Source organism: Arthrobacter sp. Sr24 (assembly GCF_054511175.1).
In genome coordinates, this window is sequence record NZ_JBTNDB010000019.1 from 16,087 (window position 1) to 42,735 (window position 26,649).

Annotated in this window: 21 protein-coding genes; 10 read left to right on the forward strand and 11 right to left on the reverse strand. The window is 61.2% G+C overall.

Annotated elements, in window-relative coordinates:
- Positions 1-105 precede the first annotated feature (105 nt).
- Positions 106-750, forward strand: a complete 645-nt coding sequence (locus tag ACX80D_RS12560) for a DedA family protein (protein WP_459323033.1) — start codon at positions 106-108, stop codon at positions 748-750.
- A gap of 153 nt (positions 751-903) precedes the next feature.
- Complete coding sequence (locus tag ACX80D_RS12565) at positions 904-2,193, forward strand: APC family permease (RefSeq protein WP_459323034.1); 1,290 nt, start codon at positions 904-906, stop codon at positions 2,191-2,193.
- Between the two features lie 57 nt (positions 2,194-2,250).
- Here ACX80D_RS12565 and tsaD read toward each other — a convergent pair whose 3' ends face one another.
- From tsaD to alr, 5 genes are read right to left on the reverse strand one after another with little or no spacing between them, the layout of a single operon-like run.
- Complete coding sequence (tsaD, locus tag ACX80D_RS12570; protein WP_459323036.1) at positions 2,251-3,342, reverse strand: tRNA (adenosine(37)-N6)-threonylcarbamoyltransferase complex transferase subunit TsaD; 1,092 nt, start codon at positions 3,340-3,342, stop codon at positions 2,251-2,253.
- A complete protein-coding gene (locus ACX80D_RS12575; protein WP_459323038.1) occupies positions 3,339-3,923 on the reverse strand; it encodes a GNAT family N-acetyltransferase in 585 nt (194 codons plus the stop codon). Before ACX80D_RS12575 ends, tsaD begins: the two co-directional genes overlap by 4 nt.
- 39 nt (positions 3,924-3,962) lie before the next feature.
- Positions 3,963-4,697, reverse strand: a complete 735-nt coding sequence (tsaB, locus tag ACX80D_RS12580; RefSeq protein WP_459323039.1) for a tRNA (adenosine(37)-N6)-threonylcarbamoyltransferase complex dimerization subunit type 1 TsaB — start codon at positions 4,695-4,697, stop codon at positions 3,963-3,965.
- A gap of 2 nt (positions 4,698-4,699) precedes the next feature.
- Complete coding sequence (gene tsaE / locus ACX80D_RS12585; protein ID WP_459323040.1) at positions 4,700-5,323, reverse strand: tRNA (adenosine(37)-N6)-threonylcarbamoyltransferase complex ATPase subunit type 1 TsaE; 624 nt, start codon at positions 5,321-5,323, stop codon at positions 4,700-4,702.
- Positions 5,323-6,543 carry an alanine racemase gene (gene alr / locus ACX80D_RS12590; RefSeq protein ID WP_459323041.1) on the reverse strand — a complete coding sequence of 407 codons (1,221 nt, stop codon included), beginning with the start codon at positions 6,541-6,543 and terminating at the stop codon, positions 5,323-5,325. Before alr ends, tsaE begins: the two co-directional genes overlap by 1 nt.
- 215 nt (positions 6,544-6,758) lie before the next feature.
- On the opposite strand from alr, the gene mshA reads away from it, so the two are divergent.
- Together mshA and ACX80D_RS12600 are read left to right on the forward strand one after the other, a co-directional pair.
- Positions 6,759-8,009: a D-inositol-3-phosphate glycosyltransferase gene (gene mshA, locus ACX80D_RS12595; protein ID WP_459323043.1), complete on the forward strand. Its 1,251-nt coding sequence runs from the start codon at positions 6,759-6,761 to the stop codon at positions 8,007-8,009.
- Between the two features lie 367 nt (positions 8,010-8,376).
- Positions 8,377-11,541 (forward strand): S8 family serine peptidase, encoded by a 3,165-nt coding sequence (locus tag ACX80D_RS12600; protein ID WP_459323045.1) that lies wholly within the window; start codon positions 8,377-8,379, stop codon positions 11,539-11,541.
- Between the two features lie 146 nt (positions 11,542-11,687).
- Here the strand turns inward: ACX80D_RS12600 and ACX80D_RS12605 are convergent, their stop codons facing one another.
- Positions 11,688-12,251, reverse strand: a complete 564-nt coding sequence (locus ACX80D_RS12605) for a hypothetical protein (RefSeq protein WP_459323047.1) — start codon at positions 12,249-12,251, stop codon at positions 11,688-11,690.
- A 95-nt stretch (positions 12,252-12,346) separates the two neighbouring features.
- Positions 12,347-13,522 carry an ROK family protein gene (locus tag ACX80D_RS12610; protein ID WP_459323048.1) on the reverse strand — a complete coding sequence of 392 codons (1,176 nt, stop codon included), beginning with the start codon at positions 13,520-13,522 and terminating at the stop codon, positions 12,347-12,349.
- A gap of 117 nt (positions 13,523-13,639) precedes the next feature.
- Between ACX80D_RS12610 and ACX80D_RS12615 the strand changes: the two genes are divergently transcribed.
- The 6 genes from ACX80D_RS12615 (at position 13,640) to ACX80D_RS12640 (ending at position 21,771) form a co-directional block, all read left to right on the forward strand.
- Positions 13,640-15,799 carry an alpha-galactosidase gene (locus ACX80D_RS12615; RefSeq protein ID WP_459323050.1) on the forward strand — a complete coding sequence of 720 codons (2,160 nt, stop codon included), beginning with the start codon at positions 13,640-13,642 and terminating at the stop codon, positions 15,797-15,799.
- A gap of 9 nt (positions 15,800-15,808) precedes the next feature.
- Positions 15,809-17,140 (forward strand): ABC transporter substrate-binding protein, encoded by a 1,332-nt coding sequence (locus tag ACX80D_RS12620; protein ID WP_459323052.1) that lies wholly within the window; start codon positions 15,809-15,811, stop codon positions 17,138-17,140.
- Between the two features lie 3 nt (positions 17,141-17,143).
- Entirely contained in the window at positions 17,144-18,064 is a 921-nt protein-coding gene (locus ACX80D_RS12625; protein ID WP_459323053.1) for a carbohydrate ABC transporter permease, read from the forward strand.
- Positions 18,061-18,930: a carbohydrate ABC transporter permease gene (locus ACX80D_RS12630; RefSeq protein WP_459323055.1), complete on the forward strand. Its 870-nt coding sequence runs from the start codon at positions 18,061-18,063 to the stop codon at positions 18,928-18,930. The genes ACX80D_RS12625 and ACX80D_RS12630 overlap by 4 nt, the downstream gene beginning before the upstream one ends.
- On the forward strand, positions 18,930-20,636 hold the full coding sequence (locus ACX80D_RS12635) for a glycoside hydrolase family 13 protein (RefSeq protein WP_459323056.1): 1,707 nt from the start codon (positions 18,930-18,932) through the stop codon (positions 20,634-20,636). Before ACX80D_RS12630 ends, ACX80D_RS12635 begins: the two co-directional genes overlap by 1 nt.
- Before the next feature lie 175 nt (positions 20,637-20,811).
- A complete protein-coding gene (locus tag ACX80D_RS12640) occupies positions 20,812-21,771 on the forward strand; it encodes a DUF559 domain-containing protein (RefSeq protein ID WP_459323058.1) in 960 nt (319 codons plus the stop codon).
- Between the two features lie 165 nt (positions 21,772-21,936).
- Here the strand turns inward: ACX80D_RS12640 and ACX80D_RS12645 are convergent, their stop codons facing one another.
- The 4 genes from ACX80D_RS12645 to ACX80D_RS12660 all read right to left on the reverse strand — a co-directional run bounded on the left by ACX80D_RS12645 (position 21,937) and on the right by ACX80D_RS12660 (position 26,602).
- Complete coding sequence (locus ACX80D_RS12645) at positions 21,937-23,016, reverse strand: inositol-3-phosphate synthase (protein ID WP_459323059.1); 1,080 nt, start codon at positions 23,014-23,016, stop codon at positions 21,937-21,939.
- Positions 23,017-23,254: 238 nt separating this feature from the next.
- Entirely contained in the window at positions 23,255-24,292 is a 1,038-nt protein-coding gene (gene mgrA / locus ACX80D_RS12650) for an L-glyceraldehyde 3-phosphate reductase (protein ID WP_459323060.1), read from the reverse strand.
- Between the two features lie 391 nt (positions 24,293-24,683).
- Complete coding sequence (locus ACX80D_RS12655) at positions 24,684-26,252, reverse strand: NAD(P)H-hydrate epimerase (protein WP_459323062.1); 1,569 nt, start codon at positions 26,250-26,252, stop codon at positions 24,684-24,686.
- A gap of 2 nt (positions 26,253-26,254) precedes the next feature.
- The gene (locus ACX80D_RS12660; protein ID WP_363843391.1) at positions 26,255-26,602 is read right to left on the reverse strand and encodes a holo-ACP synthase; all 348 of its coding nucleotides are present in this window, start codon (positions 26,600-26,602) and stop codon (positions 26,255-26,257) included.
- Positions 26,603-26,649 lie beyond the last annotated feature (47 nt).

The following is a 26,649-nucleotide window of genomic DNA, read 5'->3' on the forward strand; positions in this document are numbered from 1 at the left end:
ACCTGACCCAGCTGCCGGGTCTACAGTTAATTCTGGTCCCAGCGCTACTTCTGCTTCCACCTGTCCGACCTTCTACCCGTCCGACCCCCTGAGCGAGGCATCCTCTTGTTGCATTCCATGATTCCCACCGGCCTCCTCTCGGTCTTGGACCCCGCGGCCCTACTCAGCGGGCTGGGACCTGCCACGCTCGCCGTCGTAGCTTTGATTGTATTCATCGAATCGGGTCTCCTTTTCCCTTTCCTCCCCGGCGATTCACTCCTCTTCACTGCAGGGCTCCTGCACCAGCAGCTCAACATTTCGCTTCCGGTTCTGATTGGGGTGGTGGTGCTTGCTGCTATCGCCGGTGATCAGGTGGGCTACCTGCTCGGGCGCAAATTTGGACGGCGCTGGTTCAAGGACGAAGCCCGCGTGCTCAAAACCAAATACCTGGTGGAGACCGAGGAGTTCTTCGCCAAACATGGTGGCTGGGCCATTGTGCTGGCACGCTTTGTCCCTGTAGTCCGCACCTATGCGCCCCTCGTCGCCGGAATTGCCCACTACAACCACAAGAAGTTCACGCTGTGGAACATTGCTGGGGGCGTGGCCTGGGCCGGTTCCATCGTCATGCTGGGAACGTGGCTAGGGCACTATGAGATCATCGCTAAAAACATTGACCTCATAGCGATCACGATGGTTCTGCTCTCCGTGATTCCCGGCGCCATCAGCATTCTGCGTAGGCGGCATTCGGATAAGTCCTCTCCTGCTAGTTGAAGGTGATCGTGTCCTGGGGCTGGTCCCCGGAGCGAAGGACTCCATGAGCCGCCCCTTGACACTGCCAGCGGCCAACTAGGCGTTCATGCGTCGTTCACGCGCATCGGCTAATCTCAAACAGTCAGATTGAAGCGAACAAAGCAGGCATTTCATATGAGCACCCCAGCGACGCTGGCCCGCAAGCTAGGCACCTTCGACGCCGTGGTCATTGGACTCGGCTCCATGATTGGCGCCGGCGTGTTTGCTGCTTTCACCCCTGCCGCCCAAGCTGCGGGCTCCGGTTTGCTTGTTGGATTGGCCGTGGCGGCCTTTGTGGCCTACTGCAATGCCACCTCCTCCGCCCAGCTAGCCGCGGCGTATCCCACTTCCGGCGGCACGTATATCTACGGTCGCAAGCGGCTGGGGCCGTGGTCCGGTTTCCTCGCAGGCTGGGGTTTTGTGGTGGGCAAAGTGGCCAGCGCCGCTGCCATGGCCATGACCTTTGCCGCCTACGCCGCGCCCGAGGGGTGGGAGCGCCCGGTGGCGATTGCCGCCGTCGTGCTTCTGGTTGCAGTGAATTACCGGGGCGTGACCCGAACCGCGGCGCTGGCCCGCATCATTGTGGTGGCGGTTCTTTCAGCTCTAGCCATTGCGGTTGCGGCCGTGTGGGCGGGCAACCCAGCCACCGGTAGCAATCCCGGCACCTTTCTCGGCGACGGGCTACTTTCGCACGGGTGGTACGGAATCCTGCAGTCGGCCGGGCTGCTGTTTTTCGCCTTTGCTGGCTATGCCCGGATCGCTACACTCGGTGAGGAAGTTCGCGAGCCCCGCCGGACCATCCCCCGCGCCATTTTGCTGGCGTTGGGCATCGCCGCCGTCCTCTACGCCGGTATAGGCGTCAGTCTTCTCGCTGTGTTAGGGCCCGACGGCGTTGCCGCCACTGCTTCTCCCCTCGCCGATGCGGTGGCGGCCGGGAGCTGGGATTGGGCGGCTCCGGTGGTGCGAGTTGGTGCCGCTCTAGCGTCGTTAGGTGCCCTGCTTGCGCTGGTGGCCGGGTTGGGACGGACCACTCTCGCCATGGCCCGGGAAGGCGATCTGCCGCAGTACCTTGCCGCCGTCCACCCGCGATTCCAGGTTCCGCACCGAGCCGAACTCGCTCTGGGTGCGGTGATCTGCGTGATCGTCGCCTTCGCTGATTTGCGCGGCGCCATTGGGTTCTCATCCTTTGGCGTGCTGGTCTACTACTTGGTCGCTAACGTTGCCGCGTTCACGCAGAGCGGAGCCGACCGCCGCTATCCGCGAGCGCTGCAACTGCTAGGAGCCGCGGCGTGCGTCATCTTGGTCGCCACACTGCCGCTCAGCTCCGTACTGGCCGGATTGGTGATGTTCGCGCTGGGAATTCTCTACCGGCTGCTCCGGCTACGGTTTCCGGGCGCCGCAGCTCCCCTCCGCTCATCGAGTTGACACTAAACGTTGATCCGCCAGCGAAACATGAACGTGAAGTGGCAAGTCGAAATCAGGTTAGAGGCTAATACTGGTCACGGGCATGGAGGAATCCGGGGCGAAGGACAGATCGCTCGGGGCCACGCCGTTCATGACGAGCTGCGCGCCCAAGGCGGCCACCATGGCGCCGTTGTCGGTGCACAGGGACAGCTTCGGCACCAAAAGAGTGATTCCAGCGGCCGAACACCGCTGCCCGGCCAGTTCCCGGAGCCGTGAATTGGCCGCTACTCCGCCGCCCAGCAGCAGCGTGGTGATGCCCTGTTCGCGGCACGCCAGAATGGCTTTGGCGGTGATGACATCCAGTACAGCTTCCTGGAACGACGCCGCAATGTCAGCCACGGGGACCTCCTCGCCGCGAGCCTCATACCCTTCAACACAGCGCGCCACTGCGGTCTTGAGACCAGAGAAGGAGAAGTCGTAGCGGTGCGGGCCGGGCACTTCGGCGGTGCCCATATATTTCGGCATAGTCAGCCCGCGCGGGAAGCGCACGGCCTTGGCGTTGCCTTCTTTGGCTAGGCGGTCAATGGCCGGACCGCCAGGGTAGTTCAGACCCAGTAGTCGGGCCACCTTGTCGAATGCTTCCCCGGCGGCGTCGTCAATGGTGGCACCGAGCAGCTGCACGTCAGAGGCAATGCTGCGCACCCGCAGGATCTCAGTATGGCCACCGGACACCAAAAGGGCACCGAGATTCTCGGGGAGGGCCCCGCCGTCGTACACCGCAGCAATAGACTCATCCAGCAGGCCCACACCCACGTGTGCCACCAAATGGTTGATGGCATAGAGGGGTTTGCCCGTCGCCAATGCGAGTGCCTTCGCTGCACTGACACCCACCATGAGCGCGCCGGCCAGACCGGGACCACTCGTGACGGCGATCGCGTCCACGTCGGCAAGGCTCACGCCAGCATCGGCGAGCGCGGCGGACAGCGTCGGCACGAAGGCGTCAAGGTGCGCACGGGAGGCAATTTCCGGGATGACGCCACCGAAGCGGACGTGTTCCTCCATGGACGAGGACACCGTGTTGGTCAGCAGCTCAGTGCCGCGGACAAGCCCCACACCTGTTTCATCGCACGAGGACTCAATCCCCAGGATCAGCGGGTTGCTCTGGTTCATGATGGGTCCTTCGAAGTGGTTGAAACGGGAAGCTGCAGGCGCATGATGAGCCCGTCCGAGCCGTCCCGATAGTACTTGCGCCGCGTGTGAATATGCTCAAAACCGTAACGTTGATACAGCCGCTGCGCCCGGGGATTGGTGGAACTAACCTCCAGCATGACGTCCTGCGCACCGCGCCGAATCGCCTCGGCAATGAGCTCATCGAGCATGGCCCGAGCAATGCCGCGCCCTTCGAATTTCGGCAGCACACCAATGGTTTGAATGTCGCCAATGGGCGGCACACACATCAGCCCAGCGTAACCCGCCACCGTTTTCCACGGACTATTGCTTGTCCCCTGACCTTCACTGCTCTGATGTTCGACGCCGGATGGCAGCTCCGCGATGATGTACCGCCGGGTTTCTGGCTGGGCCATCTCATCCACGAACATGGTCCGGGGCCAGGAATCGATGCCAAAAAGTTGGCGGTCCAGTGCCGTGATGAAGTCAATGTCCGCCGGCACCATGTCCCGTAGAACGGCGGGCTGGTGCTCGCCCTGTGCGGCGCCTCCCGCTGGGACTCCCTCCGGCTCTCCCGCTGGCACTCCAGCTGACCCTCCCGCTGGCCTTCCCTCCGGGGGCATTTACAGTGCCCGCTTTCGGGGGCCGGGAACCTTGGCGTCGGACTCACGCAAATAGAGAGGAGTGGAATCCAACAGACCGGCGCTCTCTAGGGAGCCTACTGCGGCGATCTTGCGGGCCGCGGCCCGGCCCAGTTCAAGGGCTGAGGGTTGGGCGTCAGCGAAGAGTGGGTAGACATCGCAACCGTTGGCAGCCAGGACTTCTTCGTATAGTCCAGCGCCAGCACCAAACACTTGGACCCCGCGAATTTCATCGGCAGGGCCGACATGTGGCCCATCGATCAGTTGAGCTCCGGCACTGTACCGTGCCCAGTACACTTCTTTGCGTCTAGCGTCGGTGGCCACCACAAAGTCACGCATGGCCAGCGGACCCACCGCCCGTCCGTCACGGTAAGCGGGGGCATCGAAAACTTGGTGTGCCAGTGCGTCCAGGCTCATCATGCCGTACAGCGGAACGCCCCAGGTGAAGGCCAATGTACGGGCCATCGTTATGCCGGAGCGTAGCCCGGTAAAAGGGCCAGGACCGGTGCCCACCACGATCGCATCAAGGGCCGGGCCCTCGCTCACGGGGTCGGTGAACAGGGATTTCACCCCCGGGGCTAGCACTTCGGCGTGGCTGCGGGTATCGGTGGTGGCAAAATTGGCCACCAGTTCCGCCGTCTGAACCGGGTCTAGGTGGTCAAAGTCGAGTAACGCGGCGCTGGCGACAGCGGAGGTGTCAATGGTCAGAATTCGCACTTTTACATCTGTTCTGTTGTGTTCACAAGCTGGCCCAGCACCGAAAAATCAGTACCTTCCCAGCGCGGCCCGACTGCTTGCAAGCGCAAGGTGCGGGGTTCGTCGTCGTCTTCGTCGGCGTAGTCAAAGGTGCCGGCACCAATGCTGTCAGCCTCGCCCAGGGACTCGGCGTCAGCAGTTTCTGCCGCGACGGGCATGAGAATGGATAGCGTTTCTCCGCCAACGGCGCGCACCAGCTCAATTTCCAGCCGGCTGGCGGCGAGGTGCTCCACACGCTGCGCACCCCATTCCACCACTGTCACCGAGGTGTCCATGGTGTTTTCCAAGTCAATGTCATCAATCTCGCCGGGTGAGCCTAGGCGGTAAGCGTCAACATGGACCAGATCTGGCCCTCCCGGGTTGGGGCCATCGGGCAGGTTCGGGTGGATGCGCACCAGCACAAAAGTGGGCGAAATGATGCCTTCGCGCACACCCAGGCTTCGGCCCAGTCCTTGAGTGAAGGTGGTTTTTCCGGCGCCCAGTTCGCCACTGAGGACAATCAAATCGCCCGCCTTCAGCAGCTTTGCCAGCTTCTGCGCCAGTTGCTGCGTTTGCGCGGCGGTGCTGGTGGAAAACTCCCAGGCCATCACGCAGCGCCTCCAGCTTTGGCCTCAGCCTCGGACCCACCCACATAACTGCGCGGTACACGCGGACTGATTCGAGTCACGATCTCATAGTTGAGCGTCCCGGCAGCTGCGGCCCACTGCTCAACGAGGGGTCCGCCGTCGTGCCCGTTGCCAAACAGCTCAGCTGTTGCGCCCAACGCAGAGCCGGCAACAGCGGCATGGGCGAAGCCGTCACGACCATGCGCGCCCAGATCAATCACCATCTGGTCCATGGCGATCCGCCCCACCACGGGGTAGGTGATGCCGTTGACGCGGACGGGGCCACCGGTGGCAATGCGCGGAATCCCATCGGCATAACCCACCGGAACCAGACCTAGGGTGGTAGCTCCTGTGGTGCTGTAATTGAGCCCATAGGAGATACCTTGACCGGTGAGGACGTCCTTGCAAGCGGCAATCTGCGTCTGCAAGGTCATGGCCGGAACCAAACCCAGCTGGGCGGAGGTGCGGTCGGCAAACGGTGAGAGACCGTAGATGCCCAGCCCCACACGGACCAGATCAAAGTGCGAATCGGGCCGTGACAAGGTGGCTGGGGTGTTGGCTATGTGGCGCACTTCCAGCCGGGCGCCAGCTTCTTCGGCAATGGCAACCGCCTCACGGAAACGGATCAGTTGCTCATCCGTCTCGGGGCGTTGGGGCTCATCGGCGACGGCTAGGTGGCTAAATACGCCCACTACCTGGATCAGTCCCTGGGCTTGATAAGCTACCGCCGCGGCAACCAGCGCCGGCCATGCCTCCCAGGTGCTGCCGTTGCGGCCCAGCCCGGTGTCAATTTTCAAGTGGATGCGGGCAGGGTGCTGCCGGGCCTGGACCGCGGACACAATGTGCTCAAGCTCCCAGCCGGAGCAGCCCAAATCAATGTCCTGTTCCACCGCGGACTCAAAGTCGGTGTCTCTCGTGTGCAACCAAGCCAGCACCGGCGCCTCGATGCCGGCGGCACGCAGCGCAAGCGCCTCACTGACATGGGCTGTACCCAGCCATTGTGCCCCGGCAGCCACCGCAGTGCGCGCCACCTGGATCATGCCGTGGCCATAGGCGTCGGCTTTGACCACCGCCATAAATTTTGCGGGGGCAGCAATCTCCCGCAGATGGCGAATGTTGTTGGCGATTGCGGACAGGTCAATGATGGCTTGGCGTTCGAGGCCTGTTGCAGGCACGGGAACCGGCGCGACGGAGTGGCTCACCCGTCCATTTTAGCCCGTCCTGCACTCCTTTTTCTGCCGACTCCCTGTTGCCCACGCATTGCCGTGCCAGTCATCACACATTGCTCCAGCGCAGGAGCAGCTGCCCGGGCTAGGTTGCAGCGGCAGGCAGTGGCAAGATTAGAGCTTGTATTGGCAGACCGGAGACACCGGATGTCCAAGGTTCAGTACCAACGGTTCAGCAGGAGGGGAACACCATGCATCAGATTCGACGCGTCGCCATGCTGTCCCTCCATACCTCCCCACTGGATCAGCCCGGCGGTGGCGACGCCGGGGGTATGAACGTCTATGTTCGTGCACTAGCGCTGGAACTGGCTGCAACGGGCGTCGCCGTAGACATTTACACGCGACGCACCTGCGCGGATCAGCCCGAGACCGTTGAATTGGCACCTCTAGTCTCCGTCCACCATATTGTGGCGGGCCCGTTCGGCAAGGTCTCCAAAGAAGCCCTCCCTGAGCTCATCACTGAAATGGCCGACGCCGTCGCCGATCACGTCAGTGCCCTTCCTGGCGAACCCGTCAGGGTCCTGCACTCCCACTATTGGGTTTCTGGGATGGCTGGAATTTTGGCCGCGAAGCGCCTTGATCTTCCACTAGTCCACACCATGCACACCATGGCCCGGGTCAAAAATCATCACCTACCCAAGGGCCAGAGCGCAGAACCTGGTGTGCGCGAGGATGGTGAACAGCACATCGTGGCGGCAGCGACTCGACTGATTGCCAACACCACCGCCGAGGCCGCCGAGCTGGAGCGCCACTATGACGGCTGTGAACAACGCATCGATGTGGTCTCCCCCGGCGTTGACCTGAAAATTTTCAAACCGGCCTTCAGGGACCGTTCGCGGCAGAATCTGGGCATCGCTCCCGGGCGTTTTCACGTCGTTTTTGCTGGTCGGATGCAGCGATTAAAGGGCCCCCATGCGCTCGTCAAGGCAGCAGCAATTTTGCGGGCAGAGCGCCCCGACATTGATCTGCAGCTGTCCTTTCTTGGCTCGAGCAGCGGCTCTGACAAATATGATCTTCAAGCACTCATCGAAGAGTTAAAACTCGGAGATTGCGCTACCATCCATCCCCCCGTGGAAGCTACCAAGCTAGCTGATTGGTACCGCAGCGCCAGCGTAGTAGCCGTCCCGTCCTCTAGCGAATCCTTCGGCTTGGTCGCCTTGGAGGCCCAGGCCTGTGGCACCCCTGTTATTGCCACAAATATTGGTGGGCTTCCCCGAGCTGTCAGCGATGGCCGCACCGGCTTGCTGGTGGAGGGCCGGTCCCCACGGCTCTGGGCCGAGGCGATCGCTTCCTTGCATGACTTCAGTGAAACCCGCATCGATATGGGCCGTGCAGCTTCTGTTTTTGCCGGAGCGTTTGGTTGGGAACGAACCGCTGCCCGCACGGTCTTGAGCTACGACCTGGCGCTGACCTACCAATATGTGACTCCGCCCGGCTGCTAAGCCACTCAAGTGCTGAGCCACTCAAGTGCTGAGCTTCTCAAATGCTAAGTCGCTTAAGTTCGAAGGCACAGTTAAGTCGCTCTGACAAGAAGATCTATGCCTAGGGACAGCACCCCTACCCATCTGACTAGTTAGCGCGCTTTCTGCTGTGTTTGGGGTCACAAACAGGCTACTGGTCGGTAGCCTTTTCCCGTTGGCTACGTCGGTTCATAGCGCTTTCATCACTTGTCAAAGTTGCCTGCCGCCCTGCCATGTTGCATCCGTGAGGCAAAAGGCCACACGGAGACCCTGTTGAAAGGTTCAGCGCACCATGACCACGAAACGAACGGGAAGAACTCTCTTTCGAAGTCCCAGACTGCGAAAGGTCGTGGCGTTAGGCGCAGGCCTGCCGTTGCTTCTGACCACAGTGGGGGCATTGCCAGCATCGGCCAACCCGAGCCAGCTGAGCATGCCCAGTATCACTCAAACAAATGTTGACCCTCTGAACTTCCCAGCTGGGCGTTACATCGTGGTCCTCGCCGAGCAGCCCATTGCCATGTACGACGGCGGCACCGCTGGCCTTGCGGCAACGAAGCCGAAGGCGGGCCAGAAGCTTGATTCCACTCGCGCCGAGGTGAAGAAGTACAAAAAGCACCTTGAAACCAAGCAAGCTGCCGTTGCCAAGAGCGAGAATGTCAAGGTTAAGCGAACCTTCACCGCAGCCCTCAATGGCTTTTCAGCGGAACTCTCTGCTGATCAGGCTCTGGCCTTGGCCAAAGACCCCAGCGTCTTGACCGTGGCTCCGGATACAGAAAACGCACCCGACTACTCCAGCACCGATTTCCTGGGCCTCAGCGGCAAGGACGGCAGCTGGAACACGAGCTTCGGAGGTCAGGAGAAAGCGGGAGAAGGCGTTGTGGTGGGCATCATCGATACCGGTTACACGCCGTCGAGCCCGTTCTTCGCCGGTGAGGAGGTCCTCCCCCTGACGGGTGAACCGCAGGTTGGTGTCCCATACCGCACCGATGACGGCAACATTGCCATGCTCAAGGCCAACGGTGACACCTTCTCCGGCGAATGCCAGCAGGGCGTGGAATCGGGAGCTGATTTTGATGGCAGCGCCTGTAACTCTAAGGTTCTGAGCGCGCATTACTTTGCCGAGGACTTCCTGAGCTATGTGGCGCCCCAGGATCGCGCGCCCGAAGAAGTACTCTCACCCGTGGACGTTTCCAGCCACGGTACGCACACCGGCAGCACGGCCGCCGGCAATGCCAATGTAGAAGCAAATATTGGTGACCGCGCCATGGGTATCACCAGCGGCGTGGCCCCGGCAGCCAAATTGTCTGTGTACAAAATTTGCTGGGAAGACACCGATCCCGATACTGGCGGTTGCTACTCTTCATCGGCTGTCGCAGCCATTAACCAAGCCATTTTGGACGGCGTGGACGTGTTGAACTACTCCATCTCGGGTAGCACCTCTTCCACCACTGATCCGGTGTCCTTAGCCTTCCTCTCGGCAACCTCGGCAGGAATCTTCGTCTCAGCTTCGGCTGGCAACTCCGGCCCCACGGCTGGCACTGTCAACCATGGCGCTCCGTGGCTGACCACTGTGGCGGCCACCTCCTTCTCTTCCGAGCTTCAAGGCACGGCGGAGTTCGCCGATGGCACCAAGTTCCGCGGTGCCAGCATGATGAGCCAGGGCGTTCCGGCGAGTCCTGTGATCCTTGCACCCACGGCTGCTGCCGCCGGTGCGGCCAACCCGGAGCTATGTGGACCCAATACCCTTGACGGCACCAAAGTGGCTGGCAAGATTGTGGTGTGTGACCGTGGTGTGATTGACCGTACCGCCAAGAGCGCTGAGGTTAAGCGGGCTGGCGGCGTTGGCATGATCTTGACCAATGTTGACCCGTCCTCCGAGGACGTGGATCTGCATGCCGTGCCCACAGTTCATGTAAACCCACCGGCAACGCAAATCATCAAGGATAAGATCACGGCCAACCCGGATATTTTGGTCTCCTTGGTTGACACCGACACCACCGGGTTGCCGGTGGCCCCGCAGCCTCAGATTGCCGGTTTCTCGTCTCGCGGACCATTGGGCGCCACCGATTCGGATCTGCTCAAGCCAGATGTTGCAGCCCCTGGTGTTGCCGTCTTGGCCGGCGTTTCACCCATTGCCACCGGCGGAGAAGACTTTGGCATGATGTCAGGTACGTCCATGGCGGCACCGCATGTTGCCGGCTTCGCGGCTCTGGTGATGGCCAAGAACCCCACCTGGTCACCTGCCACGGTCAAGTCCGCCATGATGACCACGGCCACGGATGTTCTCAACGCCGACGGCACCAAGAACACCGATCTCTTTGCCACCGGTGCTGGCCAGACCGCGGTGGTCAAGGCCCTCACACCTGGGCTCGTCTACGACGCCGGCGACACCGAATACCTAAAGTTCATCCAAGGAACCGGAGTTGATCTGGGCATGCCTGGGCTGGGCAGTACCGCTCCGCGCGACATGAACGTGGCATCCTTCGCCGTGGGATCCTTGGCCGGTAAGGTCACTGTCACCCGCACCGTTACGGCATTGACTCCCGGCGTGTACCGGGCCGCGGCCAACGTCCCTGGCGTCAACGTCAAGGTGACCCCTTCGGTGTTGAACTTCTCGCAGGCTGGTCAGCAGCGCACCTTTAAGGTCACCTTCGAGAACAACACAGCAGCTTTGGGCGCGTTCGCCATGGGTAGCTTGAGCTGGCAGGGTGCCGGAGCTACGGTAACCTCACCTGTTGCCGTGCGCCCGTTGGCTGCCCTGGTGCAGCCGGAGATCAGCTTCAGTACCGACAATGGCAACAGCAGCGGCAAGATTCCGGTAGTGTCCGGGACCAACGCCCCTGTGGCACTGACCTTGAACGGGCTTTCCAAGGCTGATTCCAACACAATTAGCCTGGTCCCTGGTGCACTCGCAGTGGGCACCAATGCCTCAAACTTCCTGAAGGAAGTTGTTGTTCCGGAGGGGACTGAGCTGGCCAAGTTCCAGGTCATTTCCGCGGACGAGGGTGCCGACTACGACATGATCGTGTTCAACCCGCAAGGACAGTACAGTGACGTCCGGACGGCCTCCTCCAGTGAGACGCTGTCTCTGAGCAACCCAGCTCCCGGGACGTACCACGTCCTCGCCAACCTGTACTCCAGCACTGACGGCGGCGCGGTAGAAGCCACGGTGGATGCCGGAATTCTCGGCGCCGATGCTGGCAATGCCACGGTCTCACCGAATCCGCTGAAACTGGCAAACGGCAAGTCCGGCGATGTCACACTGACCTGGACCGGGCTGGCTCCGGGCAACTATCTGGGCCGTGTTTCCTTTGGTGACGCGGGTACGCAGACGTTTATTTCCGTCATTGTCACCCCCGGCGGCACGGCCGTGGTTCCAGATGAGGACAGCAATCATCCCGGCAAGGACAAGCCTAAGAAAGACAAGAAGGATAAGAAAGACAAGCCGAAGAAGGGCAAGAAAGGCCAGTCGGAATTCTCCGTTGAACAAGCTCCCACAAATTTGTTGCTCTAGGACCCGTTCCCTTTAGAACAGCATTTATTTTTCACGCACGACGGCGGCCATTCAGTCCAACTGGATGGCCGCCGTCGTGCGGGGCTGGGTTGGGGGCAAGGCGTGCGGGGCCGGGTTGGGTACCGCTAGCCTCGGCGCCTTGGGGTTTAGATGGCGCCGGTGCCGCCGCCGAGTGCCCCAAACAGTGGAGCCAGGGCCCGCCATTGTGAGATTTCGCAGCCGTCGGTGCGCTTGAAGGAGGAGTTGACTTCCTTGCCATGGAACCAGCCGGTCACCTGGGCAATTTCCGGGCCGCCATATTGCTGGGTGCACATACGGTTGGGGTCTGGGACAGGGAAAAAGGCCTTCTCGCCGTGAGCTTCAACGGCAGCCAGTGCGGCGGCAGGATCGGGCAACGTGGATTCCGGCTCCGGAGTGGAGCCTGCAGCTACGAGGCGGAATGTCCGCGGCGTGGCATTGGGTGATTCCGTGAGCGTGATGGTGAGGTCAACGCCGGTGCCCGCAGGTTGTGACGCTGTCGCGGAAGGGGTTTCGCCGGAGCGAGGTACTCCAGCACTTGGGTCCTGTTGCGCGCACCCGGCAACTACTGCCACAACGGAGAGCAACAGCAGCGTCGCGGTTAGTCGCGACGAAACAGTTGTCAGTAGTTTTACCGCTTTTACAACTTTCACAGCTTTTGCGGTGCCGCTGATTCGATACATAGTTGGCATGATGGCGCCTTCCTCGAGGTTCTGCCATGCTAACGCACCATGCTGGCAGCCCACAGAGTGGAGCCCACAGTGCGCAGCCCACATCGTAAACAACGCTAAACCACGAATGCCTGCGCCTGGATGGCCACTGCTGCCGCTCCGCGGGCCCACTCGGTAAAGTCTGCCGAGGCCACGCGGAGCTTCACCTCGCTAGCTTCGGGATCTCGGTCCGCTGCCATGCCGGCCCGCACTGCAGCCTCGGTAGCGGTGAACAGAGCAATACCCTCACCGCCTAGCACAACTGTGTTAATCATGGTGAGGTTGGTCGTTGCGGCTATCAGTCTGCCCAGGGATTTTCCGGCAGCATCAAAGACCGCCCCCGCCACACGGTTTCCCTCGGCGGCCAGTCTCAAGGCCTCACTAAAATCCACAGGATGGCCCAACGCTGCTGATATCTGGGCGCAAATACTGGGGCTGGACAACATGGCAGTGGAGCAGCCGCGATGGCCCTCCATGCAGAGCGGTCCGTTGGGGTCCAAGGGAAAGTGTCCACCTAGGCCCAGCCCGGTGTCCACGGTGCGGATGACGTGGTCACGAATAGCCAGCCCGTAACCCACGCCGGCGCCGACAGTGATCACGGCAAAGTCAGCTACGTCGCGGCCAGCCCCAAACCACTGTTCCGCCGCTACCAGGGCAGTTACATCGTTGTCGACCACCACGGGCAGGTGAAGGCTCGTTGCAAGCATCTCACCCAGTGGCACATCGCTCCAGCCTAGGAACGGCGCCCGGTGGACAACGCCGTCGGGCCGCACCTGACCGCCCAGAGAAACCCCAATTCCCGTGAGATTCATACCCGCGCCGGATCCGAGTTGCTCCGCAAGCGCGGTAACCCCCGCCACCACGGTCTCCACAGAAGTATCTGTCAACGACAGCGACGCACCAGCAAGAATGGTGGCCCGCAAATCCGTCAGAACGGCCTGCACCATGTCTCCAGTAACTTTGACCCCCACAAAATGGGCACTGTCGCTGCGCACATCGAGCAATCTGACGGGCCGGCCCACGGTGCCGTCAGCAAGGAGCTCCCCCTCAACGAGCAATCCGGAGTCCAACAGCGGCTTACTCAGCCGGGTCAGGCTGGCCACGCTCAACTTCAGCTCTCGGGCCAAGTCACCGCGAGATATGGGCCCGCGAACCAGGACCGTCCGTGCCAGTTCTAGGGCCGAATCTGCCAGCGCAGCGGGATTCCCTTGCTGCGATCCTTGCACGGCTGCTACGGGATAATCGGTGTTCATAGCCACTACTTTATTGCATTTCGAAGGTAATTCCAGTTCAACAATCACTATTGCAGCGAAAACCGTCCCTGAAAGTGACTCTTGACACGCTAATTAGTTTTGCGGTAAAACTATTCAATGAGCATCGCAGCCCTCCCCTTCCCCGCACACGTCCAGTTACACCGCGCTGGCACCTCGGTCATCGTGGACCTGACCACAGCCGGCACCCCGACCATCATCCATTGGGGCCCCACTACGGGAGCCCTCTCCCCCGCAGAGCTTTCCTCACTGGCCATCGCCGCCCGTCCGCAACGCGTTTCCGGGGGCATCGACGCCCCCGCCCGCTTGAGCATTCTCCCGCAGGAAGTTTTCGGCTGGCAGGGCACCCCGGCGCTCGTTGGCCAACGCACCAACGGCGGCTGGGCCAGCGCCCTAAGTACGACGACGGCGCTCGTCAATGAATCCTCCCTCACCATCACCTCGGAGGACCAAACAGGCGGGCTACAGTTGCTCACCGAGCTGGAACTGACGGCAGCCGGCGTCCTCAAACAGCGCCACACCCTGAGTAACACCGGGGACAACGACTATCTATTGCACCGCCTCACCGCCGTCTTCCCGCTGCCGGCGAGCGCCACCACCGTCCAAGATTTCACCGGCCGCCACTTAAAGGAACGCACCGCTCAGAGCCGTCCACTGACGGTGGGCGCGCATGTTCGTGAGAGCCGCCGCGGGCGTCCAGGTGCGGATGCCACGCTGCTCATGCTGGCGGGCCAGGACAACTTCGGCTTCCGCAGCGGCCTGGTCCACGGCGTACACACGGCATGGAGCGGCAATCACACCCTCTCTGCCGAACGCACCATCACCAGCGATGGCTTCTTGAGCGCCGGCGAACTGCTACTGCCCGGCGAAGTGGTTCTCGCTCCAGGAGCAAGCCATACCACCCCTTGGGCACTGGGTTCTTGGGGCAACGGCTTGGATGAGCTTTCGGCCAGGTTCCATGAAGATCTCCGGACCCGCCCCCACCACCCGAGCCGGCCCCGCCCCGTCACACTCAATACGTGGGAGGCGGTGTATTTCAATCACGACTTGACCACTTTGACAAGGCTGGCCGAGAAGGCTGCCGAGGTCGGCGTCGAACGTTTTGTCCTTGATGACGGCTGGTTCCTAGGCCGGCGCGATGACACCGCTGGACTGGGCGACTGGTTTGTGGACGCCGCTGTCTGGCCGGAGGGTTTGGGGCCCATCATTAATCACGTCCGCGCTCTGGGGATGGAGTTCGGGCTGTGGTTTGAGCCGGAAATGGTGAATCCGGACAGCGAACTGGCCCGTAATCATCCGGACTGGATCCTGCACACGGCCGGGCGCTGGCCAGTCTCCGCACGCCAGCAGCAGGTGCTGAACCTCGCCAACCAGGAGTGCTTTGAGTACCTGTTGGGCCGTCTGGACGCGATTCTCTCCGAGTACCCCATCAGCTACATCAAGTGGGACCACAACCGCGATCTGCTCGATGCAGCGGATCCCCGCACAGGCAACCCCTCAGTGCGGAATTCAACACTGGCGCTGTACCGCCTGCTCGCCGAGTTGAAGCACCGCCACCCGGGCGTGGAGATTGAAAGCTGCGCTTCGGGTGGGGCCCGGGTGGATCTGGGCATTCTGGATTCCACGGACAGGATCTGGACCAGCGACTGCATAGACCCGATCGAACGCCTCGATAACCAGGCCAACACCGGCCTGCTGGTGCCCTATGAGCTCATGGGCGCCCACATTGGCGGGCCGAAATCCCACTCCACTGCTCGCCAACACAGCCTTGGATTCATGGCCCGCACCGCCATCTTCGGCCACTTTGGCATTGAGTGGGACATTTCGGAAATTTCCACCGAAGAGACGGCGGAGCTCGCCTATTGGGTCGACTTCCACAAGAAGAACCGCGAGCTATTTCACACCGGCGCCAGCGTCCACGCGGACCTGCCCGATCCCGCTTTGGATGTCCGCGGCGTCGTCGCCGCCGACGGCAGCCGTGCCGTTTACTCACTCACCCAGCGCACGGCCTCCACCACCTACCCGTCCGGGCGCATCACCTTGCCGGGACTGCTACCGGATACGCTCTACCGAATCCAGCTTTCCCAACCACTCGATGAGAACGTCGGCAACGGCCAGTCACCGCTCGAGTGGACGCTTGGCGAAACCATCCTCTCCGGACGCCTGCTCGCCGCCACCGGAATACAGTCCCCCGTGCTCTTCCCCGAACACGCCGTTGTGATCACTGCTGATCAGATCACTGTCGATCAGGCCAACTAAGGAGTCCCCATGAACCAGACCCCAAATACCAGGCCGCCCAGACTGCGGCGCCTGCACCGCCTGCCAGCTCGCCGCCGGCTGATGGCCGCCGGAACCACCGCAGCCTTGGCACTGTCCTTGGCTTTGACCGGTTGTTCCGCGAACGACGACGGCCGCGTCACCTTGGACTTTTTCCAGTTCAAACCCGAGGCCGTGGCTCAATTCACTCAGATTGTGAAGGATTTTGAGGCCGAAAATCCCAACATACGCGTCGTCATCAATAACTCCCCCGACCCTGATACCGCCATCAGGACACTGCTCGTCAAGGACCGCACCCCCGATGTCCTGACACTGAATGGCAACGGGAACTTCGGCGACCTGGCCAAGGCCTGCGTGTTTGCCGACCTCTCCGATATGCCAGCGGCCCCGCGGGTCCAACCCGCTGTTCAGGACATCCTCAATGATTTGGGTACCTGCCACGGCAACGAGACGAACGGTCTACCGTTTGCCAATAATGCCAGCGGCATCCTGTACAACCCGGAGATTTTTGCTGCGAACAAGGTAGCGGTGCCACAAACGTGGGATGAGCTCATCAAAGCAGCGGACACCTTCAAAGCTAACGGAGTCGACCCGTTCTACTTCACGCTCAAGGATGCGTGGACGGTCCTGCCTTCCTTCGTCAACCTGGCCGGAAACCTCATGCCGGCAGACTTTTTTGACAGTGTGGGAACCTCTGGTTGGACTCCAGAGACCGGAGCAGCAAGTTTCGCCCAGGACGGCACGGATGCCTCCACGAAACTCTTGAAACTCTTCAGCTACGCCCAACCCGGCGCCGAAAGCGCAGGCTACAACGACGGCAACGCCGCCTTCGGTGCCGGTAAGTCAGCCATGTACCTGCAGGGCAGCTTCGCGATCCCGGCCGTCCGCGCGTCGAACCCCGATGCGAACATCGCCTCCTTCCCCTACCCCACCACCAACGATCCCGCCAAGAACGTGCTGGTCTCCGGCGTGGATGTCACCCTCGCCATTGGCAAGGACAGCAAACACCCGGAGGAGGCCAGGAAGTTCGTTGAGTACCTCATGTCGCCTGCGGTTGTGGACTACTACGCCAAGGCCCAATCGTCGCTAACACCAGTGCAGGACGCCGCCCTCAGCACCGATCCTGCCTTGGCCGGAATGCAGGGCTTCTTCAACGACGGCCGAGTCATCGGCTACTTCGACCACCATGTCCCGGCAAGCATCCCCTTTGACGCGATCTTGCAACAGTTCGTCCTGGATAAGAACCAGCCAGCATTTTTGAACCGCATGGACCACGAATTTGAAAAGGTCGCCGCCCGCACCATCACCAAGAAAGGGGACTAGATCATGACCGCCACGGCCACCAAGCCCCGCACCACAGCCGGGCTGCAACGACGTCGCCCCGCCCGGGCCAACAAGACCTTCTATTGGATGGTGGTTCCGGCCCTGGTCTTGTTCGTCATCCTGCACACCGTCCCCACCCTGACGGGCATGTTCTACAGTTTCACTGACTACGCCGGCTACGGCGAATGGGACTTTGTGGGACTGTCCAACTACGTGAACCTGTTCAAAGATGATCGGATCATGGCCTCCTACGGGTTCACGTTCCTTTTCGCCATCACCACCACCATTGTGGTCAACCTCGGCGCTCTCTTCATTGCCATCTTGTTGAATTCCAAGATCAAGTACCAAACAGCATTTCGCGGGATCTTCTTCATCCCTAACATCCTCTCCGTGCTGATTGTTGGCTACGTCTTCAACTACTTGCTCTCCAACAACCTGCCCCTGATCGGTCAGGCACTGGGCATCCAGTGGCTCTCATCTTCCATCCTTGCCAATCCTGATTTGGCGTGGCTGGGAATCGTTGGCGTGACGGCGTGGCAGTCCATTGCCTTCAGCGTCATCATCTACCTGGCTGGACTGCAGACAGTTCCCGGGGAACTATATGAGGCCGCGAGTTTGGACGGCGCATCTCCTTGGCGTCAATTCCGTTCCATTACGTTCCCCATGATCGCCGGGTACTTCACCATCAACATGGTCCTGGCCCTCAAGGGCCTGTTGCAGGCGTTCGATCAGATCGTGGCACTGACCAACGGTGGTCCCGGAACGTCCACCGAATCCGTGGCCATGGTCATTTACCGTGGCGGTTTCGAAGGCGGGGAATACGGCTACCAGATGGCCAACTCCGTGGTCTATCTCGTAGTCATCGTCGTCCTGTCGCTGCTGCAAATGCGCTTCCTCTCACGCAAGGAGTCTGAGCTTCAATGAGCCAAGTAATCGAAAAGGCGCAGGCAGGCACCCCAGCCAAGATCCGGCGTCGAACATCCGTGAACATACCGCTGACGCTCTTGGCAGCCGTACTGTCGCTGACGGTGCTGATCCCGCTGTACTTCACCATTGTGACCGCGCTGAAGTCCTCGGACCAGCTCGGCGGCAACGGGCTGGCGCTGCCCACCAGCATCCATCTGGAGAACTTTTCCAACGCCTGGAAGCTGACCAATTTCCCCAATGCGCTGCTGATTTCGGGCATCGTGACAGTTGCTGCGGTCATCCTGACTATCTTGACCAATTCGCTGGTGGCCTACGCCATTGCCCGCAATATGCACCGACCATTTTTCAAGGCGCTATATTATTTCTTCATCGCGGCGCTGTTCGTGCCGTTCCCCATCATCATGCTTCCGGTGACCAAGGAGATGGCGATGCTGGGGCTGGATAACCCCGTGGGGCTGTTCCTGCTGTACACGGTGTACGGGCTCAGCTTCAACGTTTTTGTGTACACGGCGTTCATCAAATCGATCCCGGCCGAGCTCGAAGAGGCCTCTGTCATGGACGGCGCCAGCACGTGGACCACGTTTTGGAAGGTCATCTTCCCCATCCTGACGCCCATCAACGCTACCGTTGGCATCCTGACCTGTTTGTGGGCGTGGAACGATTTCCTGCTGCCGCTGGTGATCCTTTCGGACCCCACAACCCGCACCCTCCCCCTGGTCCAGTACGTCTTCCAGGGCCAATTCAACACCGATTACACAACAGCCTTCGCCTCCTACCTGATGGCTATGGCACCGCTACTGTTGATTTACATGTTCGCCCAGCGCTGGGTCATTTCCGGCGTCATGAGAGGATCCATCAAATAATGACCGCGTCATTTTCTACTTCTTCGGCTGTGTCTCCCTGGTGGCGTCAGGCCGCCGTCTACCAGATCTATCCGCGCAGTTTTGCCGATTCCAATAGCGATGGCATGGGAGATCTGCCCGGTGTCACCGCCCGCATGGGCTACCTCTCCGAGCTCGGTATCGACGCGATCTGGCTCAGCCCGTTCTACCCATCGGCGCTGGCCGACGGCGGATACGACGTCGATGATTACCGCAACGTTGATCCCCGCCTGGGCTCACTGGAGGATTTCGATGCCATGGTTGCCGCCGCGCACGCAGCCGGCATCCGGGTCATTGTGGATGTTGTGCCCAACCACTCCTCCAACCGGCACGCGTGGTTTAAGGCCGCTCTTGCCGCCGCGCCGGGCTCCGCGGAGCGTGCCCGGTACCATTTCTTGGACGGTTTAGGGGACGACGGCGAGCTGCCGCCTTCTGATTGGCCCTCCCACTTTGGTGGAGGTGCTTGGACGCGGGTGGTTGAGCAGGTCGGGCCAAATGCTGGCTCCTTGGGTCAGTGGTATCTGCACCTGTTCGCCACGGAGCAGCCCGATTTCAACTGGGATAACCCCGAGGTGCGCGAAGACTTCCACACCACCTTGCGTTTCTGGTCTGACCGCGGCGTAGATGGCTTCAGGATCGATGTGGCACACGCGCTCGTCAAGGACATGTCTTTGCCGTTGCGTTCCAAGCCGGAGCTGGAAATCCTGGTCGATGACGGTTCCGATCCGCTCTTTGACCGCGACGCCGTCCACGAAGTCTTTGAGGGCTGGCGCGGGGTTCTCAATGAATACGATCCGCCCCGGGCCGCTGTGGCCGAGGCGTGGGTACCGTTCACCGACCGACGATTGAAATATGCTCGCCCCACCGAGCTGGGCCAAGCGTTCAACTTTGACCTGTTGCAGGCACCTTTCCTTGCTACGGAATTCCGTGCCATTGCCCAAAGGTGTCTCTCCGAAGCCGCCTCATCCGGGGCGTCTTCGACGTGGGTGTTCTCCAACCACGACGTGGTCCGCCACCCCTCCCGTTATGCTCTGCCCGATGGGAGCACCCGAGAGGATATGGAAGCGTGGCTCTTGGCCGACGGCGCTACCCCGGTCTTGGATGAGGCGCGTGGTTTGCGCCGGGCCCGGGCTGCGACGCTGTTTATGCTGGGCCTGCCCGGATCCGCTTATCTCTATCAGGGTGAAGAACTCGGGCTATTCGAAGTGGCAGACCTGCCAGCTTCTGCGTTACAGGATCCCACCTGGTTCCGCACCCTGAACAAGGTCAAGGGCCGCGATGGTTGCCGGGTTCCGCTGCCGTGGTCTTCCTCTGAAGCGAACTTTGGTTTTGGTGGTGTGCCGTGGCTGCCGCAGCCGGCCTGGTTTGGCGAGTTCGCGGCCGACGCGCAGGACGGGGCTGACGGTTCTACGCTGGAGATGTACCGTGCGGCGCTGAAGCTGCGGCGCGAACTGCAGTCCGAGGAGTCGCTCGAGTGGCTCAGCGCGCCCGAGTCGGATACGGTGCACTACCGCCGGCCCAACGGCTGGGAAGTGATCACCAACTTTGGTGCGGTTCCCGCAGTGCTGCCGCCCGACGTCGACCGCTCCAAGGTGGTCCTCAGCTCCGGCGAGGCAGCAGGCACGGAGCGAACAGCAGGCACAGGTGGAAGAATCCCGGGAGAAACAACTCTCTGGCTCACCCCCTAACCCAGACGCTATCGCAGCAATGGTGCGTTTTTTAAGAACGCTATCGCAGCAATGGCTGGTTTTGGCAGGACGCTCTCCCACCTCCGTTTGGCGCATGATGAAATGCCGACGGAGGTGGGTGGGCGCCTGTGGATAACTCTGCGCAGGGGTTTCATTTTTGGGCCAGAATTGGTCCATGGAGCCTGAAGAAGTATCCGCGGTCCCGTTAGCTCCCTTCACAGTAGTAGAGGCTCGTTCTCGCGGGTTGCCCCGCCATCAACTGCGCGGCAAGTCAGTGGAAAGTGTCAGCTACGGCATTTATCGCCCTGGGGAGTGGAACTTTGAGTTGAGGGAAGCCGCCCGGGCGGTGAATGCGACCTCACAAGGCTCGTGGATCTCGCATACAACGGCGGCCAGGCTCCACCAGCTGATTCTTCCGCCGTGGCTCGCAGATTCAAACGAGCTGCATATCAGCTCTCCCCGGCGTACGGCAGGGGTGCGGCGCCGCGGCATCACAGCACATAAGCTGACCACCTTCCCGAATGAAACTGAGGCCCACGGCGAACTGCGGCTGAGCACTCGGGCCCGCACATGGTTGGACCTGAGCCGCACGCTCCCAGTTGCCGATTTGGTCTGCATGGGAGATCAGTTAGTACGCATTCCACGGGCGGTGTTTGAGGGCCGGGAAGAACCCTACGCCACGATCGCATCCTTGCGGGCCATGCTCAGCATGCACCCCAACCTACAAGGGATCGTCCGTGCCCGGGAGGCCCTCGAGCTGGTTCGGGTGGGCTCCGATTCCAGCCCTGAAACACTCCTGCGGTTAGCCATGCTCGACGCCGGTCTGCCAGAACCGGAGCTACAGATCAAGCTCTGGGATCGCCCCGATGCTCCATCTGCCGATGCCGGCTACCGCAACCAGCACCTTGCCTTGCAGTACGACGGCGGCCACCACCTGGACGAGATTCAACGCCGCAGCGACAGGCGACGCGACAAGGCGTTCGAAGCAGCCGGCTGGACCGTTCTGATCTTCACTCAGGAAGACCTGGCAGACGGTTTTGAAACTGCTCTTGACGGCATCAGATGGGCCCTACGAAATGCTAGGACAGACCCCTCAATCACTTCCGGTTTTGCCTCCGGCCAATTCAGAGCCTAGCTTCGTGGATCGCTACCGCAGAAGAGCTCACAGACAGCAGAACGCCCCCTCACCAGAGCGAGAGAGCGTTCTGTTGCATCCAACCATTGCTGCACTAGCGTCTAGGAAAAAGACACCATTGCTGCACTAGCGTCGGAAGGAAGAAGAGAAGGAGGAAGCTGCGGGTTAGATGTCTCCGCGGATGAAGGCTTCTACCTTTTCGTGAGCCACGTCGTCGGCGTACTGCTCCGGCGGGGACTTCATGAAGTAGCTGGAAGCGGACAGGATGGGTCCGCCGATGCCGCGATCCAAAGCGATCTTGGCTGCACGGATAGCGTCAATGATGACACCGGCCGAGTTGGGGGAATCCCACACCTCAAGCTTGTATTCCAGCGAGACAGGGGCGTCGCCGAAGTTGCGACCTTCCAAGCGGACAAAAGCCCACTTGCGGTCATCGAGCCAGGCTACGTAATCGGACGGGCCAATGTGGACATCATCAGCGGACAACACGGCTGAGGTGTTGGAGGTGACGGCCTGAGTCTTGGAGATCTTCTTGGATTCCAAGCGGTCACGCTCAAGCATGTTCTTGAAGTCCATGTTGCCACCAACGTTTAGCTGGTAGGTACGGTCCAGGACCACGCCGCGGTCTTCGAACAACTTGGCCATGACACGGTGCGTGATGGTGGCACCGATCTGGCTCTTGATGTCATCTCCCACGATCGGAACACCAGCGGCGGTGAACTTGTCGGCCCATTCCTTGGTGCCGGCGATGAAGACAGGCAGTGCGTTGACGAAGGCCACGCCAGCGTCAATGGCGCACTGGGCGTAGAACTTGGCGGCAGCATCGGAACCGACGGGCAGGTAGCAAACCATGACGTCGACTTTGGCGGCCTTCAACTCGGCCACAACGTCCACAGCTTCAGCGTCTGATTCAACGATGGTCTCGCGGTAGTACTTGCCCAGACCGTCAAGAGTGGTCCCACGCAGGACCGGAACGTCCAGGTTGGGGACGTCTGCAAGCTTGATGGTGTTGTTCTCGCTGGCGCCAATGGCGTCAGAGAGATCTAGGCCGACCTTCTTACTGTCAACGTCAAAAGCGGCCACAAACTGCACGTCATTGACGTGGTACTTGCCGAATTCAACGTGCATCAGGCCGGGAACCTTAACACTGGCATCAGCATTCTGGTAGTACTGGACGCCTTGGACCAAGGATGAGGCACAGTTGCCTACACCGACAATGGCCACCCGAATAGGATGATTGGACACGGAACTCCTTCATAAAAATCACACGGATCCGGCGCACACTCTGCGGTGATGGGTCGACGCACGACTTCACGCTTCACATAAAGACACGACGCACGGCTACTTGGCCGGATCTGACGCCCCTACGGCGCCTTAACCATTCTAGTCAACTCTTGTTGCCCCGATTTTGTTCCCTCGGGGCAACAATGTCTCGTTATTTTGTCACAAACACTTGCTTTCGCTACTGAAAGCGTGCCTGATCCTACTTCTGCGCCCACCTATTGATGGAAGATTCGACGGCGAACTCATCGATCGCGCTCAATTCGGCTTCGCTGAACTCAAGGTTGTTGATGGCGGCAACGTTGTTCTCCAGTTGGGTAACGCTGGAAGCGCCTACCAAAGCTGAGGTCACCGGGGCACCCTTGAGCTGATCGCGCAGAATCCAGGCGATGGCCATCTGCGCCAACGACTGCTCACGTCCGGCAGCAATATCGTTGAGTCCGCGAACCCGCGCCATCTTCTCTTCCGTCAGATCATTCTCGGACAGGAAGTGCTCCTTGGCAGCGCGAGAATCGGCGGGCACACCCTTCAGATAACGGTCCGTCAGCACACCCTGAGCCAGAGGCGAGAAGGCGATGGAGCCGGCCCCAACGGCGTCGAGCGTTTCATAAAGGTTCGGCTCCCCGTCCTCGGTCCAGCGGTTGAGCATGGAGTAGGAGGGCTGGTGGATGAGCAGCGGGGTACCCATTTCCTTCAGTATGCGAGCGGCTTCTAGAGTCTGTGCGGGTGTGTAGGAGGAGATACCCGCGTACAGGGCCTTGCCGGACCGGACAGCATAATCCAGTGCGCCCATGGTTTCTTCCATGGGAGTTTCCGGGTCCGGGCGGTGGCTGTAGAAGATGTCTACATAGTCCAGGCCCATGCGTGTCAGCGAGCTGTCCAGACTGCCCAGCAGGCTCTTGCGTGAGCCCCATTCGCCGTACGGGCCAGGCCACATCTCATAGCCAGCCTTGGTGGAGATAATCAGTTCATTGCGGTGCGCGGCAAAGTCATCCTTGAAGTGACGGCCGAAGTTAGTCTCGGCACTTCCTGCTGGCGGGCCGTAGTTATTGGCCAGGTCAAAGTGAGTCACACCCAGATCGAAGGCCCGGCGCAGAATATCGCGCTGGATCTCAAAGGGCTTGTCGTCACCAAAGTTATGCCACAAACCCAAAGAGATGGCAGGCAGCTTCAGTCCGCTGCGGCCGACTCGGCGGTAGGGCATGGTTTCATAGCGGTTCTCCGCGGCGTGAAAGGTCATACGTTCTATATTGCCACGTTTCAACGCAGAACTGTGATCTGTGTCTAGTCGCGATCCGGAGCGCGCATCACCAGCACCGAATGCGCGGCATGGCCCGCTCCTTGGAGTGTGAAGTCCACCGCATTGTCGCCTCGGTTGAACAGCTTGAGGGAAGCGTACATCCACCACTGGTTGGCCTTGGGTATAGCTGTAGCAACACGATATCCGGCAGCGCGCCGTCGTCCCCGCGCCCCAAGGGCAGTCCGCCAAAGAACCTGCGACGTCGGAGCACGGGGGGCGCTTGTTGCAGCCGTCCCACCTGGCAGACAGCAGTCGGTGAGAGCGGGCTCTTCGGCGGCTCCGCCCACCCCGTGATTTCAATAGGAAGCGCAGCTAAAAAGTGTTGCTCTAACTACTGTTTTATTTGGCACAACCGTGCCCAAACGTCTGGGATGCGAGCCGCCAGCTGTCCGGCATTTAGCGGAGCGTCAGCGTCAACCTGAGAGAGTTCACCGTGCAGCGCCGCCGCCAGAGCAGCTGTGCGTGCAAGCTCGTGGGGTGCAAGACCTGTGGGTGCAAGCTCGCGAGGCTTCCCAACTTTCACCGTAACAGCGGCCATGGCCAGCAGTGCAACGAGGATCCCGGCCAGCGTGTCTCCGCTCCCGGCGGTGGCCAGCTGCGGGGCACCGTTGGCCTGCGTGAACACCGTGCCATCGGGCGCGGCAACCACCGTGGTGGCGCCCTTCAGCAGGACCACAGCACCGAGTAAATCTGCAGCCGCGCGTGCCGCAGCAAGTGGTTCCGCCTCGATACTGGCACGGTCCACCCCAATTCCGGCACGGGACATCATGGCTGCCAGCTCGCCGGCATGCGGGGTGAGGATCAAATGAGAGTTTGCCTGCCCTTGGGCCGGGCTTACTAGCTCCAGTGCGCCTGCGTCAACCGCAGTGGGTAACCCTGAGTCGATGGCAGCAGCGGCCCGGTCTCTTTGAGCGTCGTCGCCGTCGATCCCAGGTCCCACTAGCCACGCCTGAACATGCAGTTGCCGTGGCGATTGCGCAGAGCAAACCACTTCTGGATTGCGTCCATGAATGGCAGCCGCCATGGATGCGGGGCCAAGGTACCGAACCATGCCGGGGCCGCACGCCGAAGCCGCCGAAACAGCCAGCAATCCGGCACCTGGGTACTGCGGCGAACCAGCAATAACGCCCGCCACCCCGCGCGTGTATTTGTGGTCGGCGGCCGCGGGGCGAGGGAGAAGTTGCGCTAGGTCAGCAGCTTCGAGCCGAAACATCACAGGATCTTCAAGGAACTCAGTAATTCCAATGTCAACGAGCTCCACAGTGCCGCAGAATTGTTCTCCGGGCGCCACGAGCAGCCCACTCTTATGCGCCCCGAAGGTGATGGTCGTGTCGGCTCGCAACACAGGCCCGTGAACGGCTCCCGTGGTGGCGTCCACACCGCTGGGCAGATCGCAGGCCACCACGGCGGGCCGGTCTCTGCCTGTCAAATCTTGCAACCGGGCCACCAGTTCAGCCGCGGCGCCGCGTAGGCCCCCGCGCCCGCCCGTGCCCAAGAGTCCGTCCAGCACCACGTCGGCCCGCACGGCTTCGTCCCAGAAGGTTTCGTCCCACAGCTCCGCTGACGCCGCGTCTTCCTGAGTAACGCAGCGCCCTCCCGCGCGCCGAAAAGCAGCCAGCGCCTCCGCGTGGGTTCGAGCGCCGGTGAGAACCGCCGTCGTGCGTGCACCACGGGCAGCCAAAGCGGCCCCAGCATAGAGCGCATCACCACCGTTGTTGCCCGACCCGGCCAGCACCACCACGCGCGCCCCGTACACGCGGCGCCCGCGTGCCCGTAAGACCTTCACCACGCCTTGTGTCAGCCCGTGCGCTGCCCGGCGCATCAGCTCCGGACCGTGTCCAGCAGCCAACAACGGCTGCTCAGCGGCGCGGATCGCGGTGGCGGTGTAGGCGCTGATCATTATCAGCTTTCGGCAATCACCATGGCGGTGGAAATACCGCCGTCGTGACTCATAGACAAGTGCCAGTGCTTGATGCCCTTGGATTTCGCCACGGCTGCCACGGTGCCTTTGACGTTAATGGTGGGCCCGTGCTCATCTAGCCCAATCCAGCAATCCTGCCAGTTCATACCAGCGGGAGCACCCAGCGCCTTGGCCACAGACTCCTTCGCGGCGAAACGTGCAGCGAGCGAGCGGGTATTCAGGCCACGCTCAGCCGGCACAAAGAGACGTTCGCGAAGCCCGGGCGTGCGCTCCAGCTGGCGGCCAAAACGTTCAATGTCAACTACATCTACACCAATGCCAATAATCATGGCTCCACCCTATCCCCCACGCGCTGACTCACCCGTTCACTGGGTCA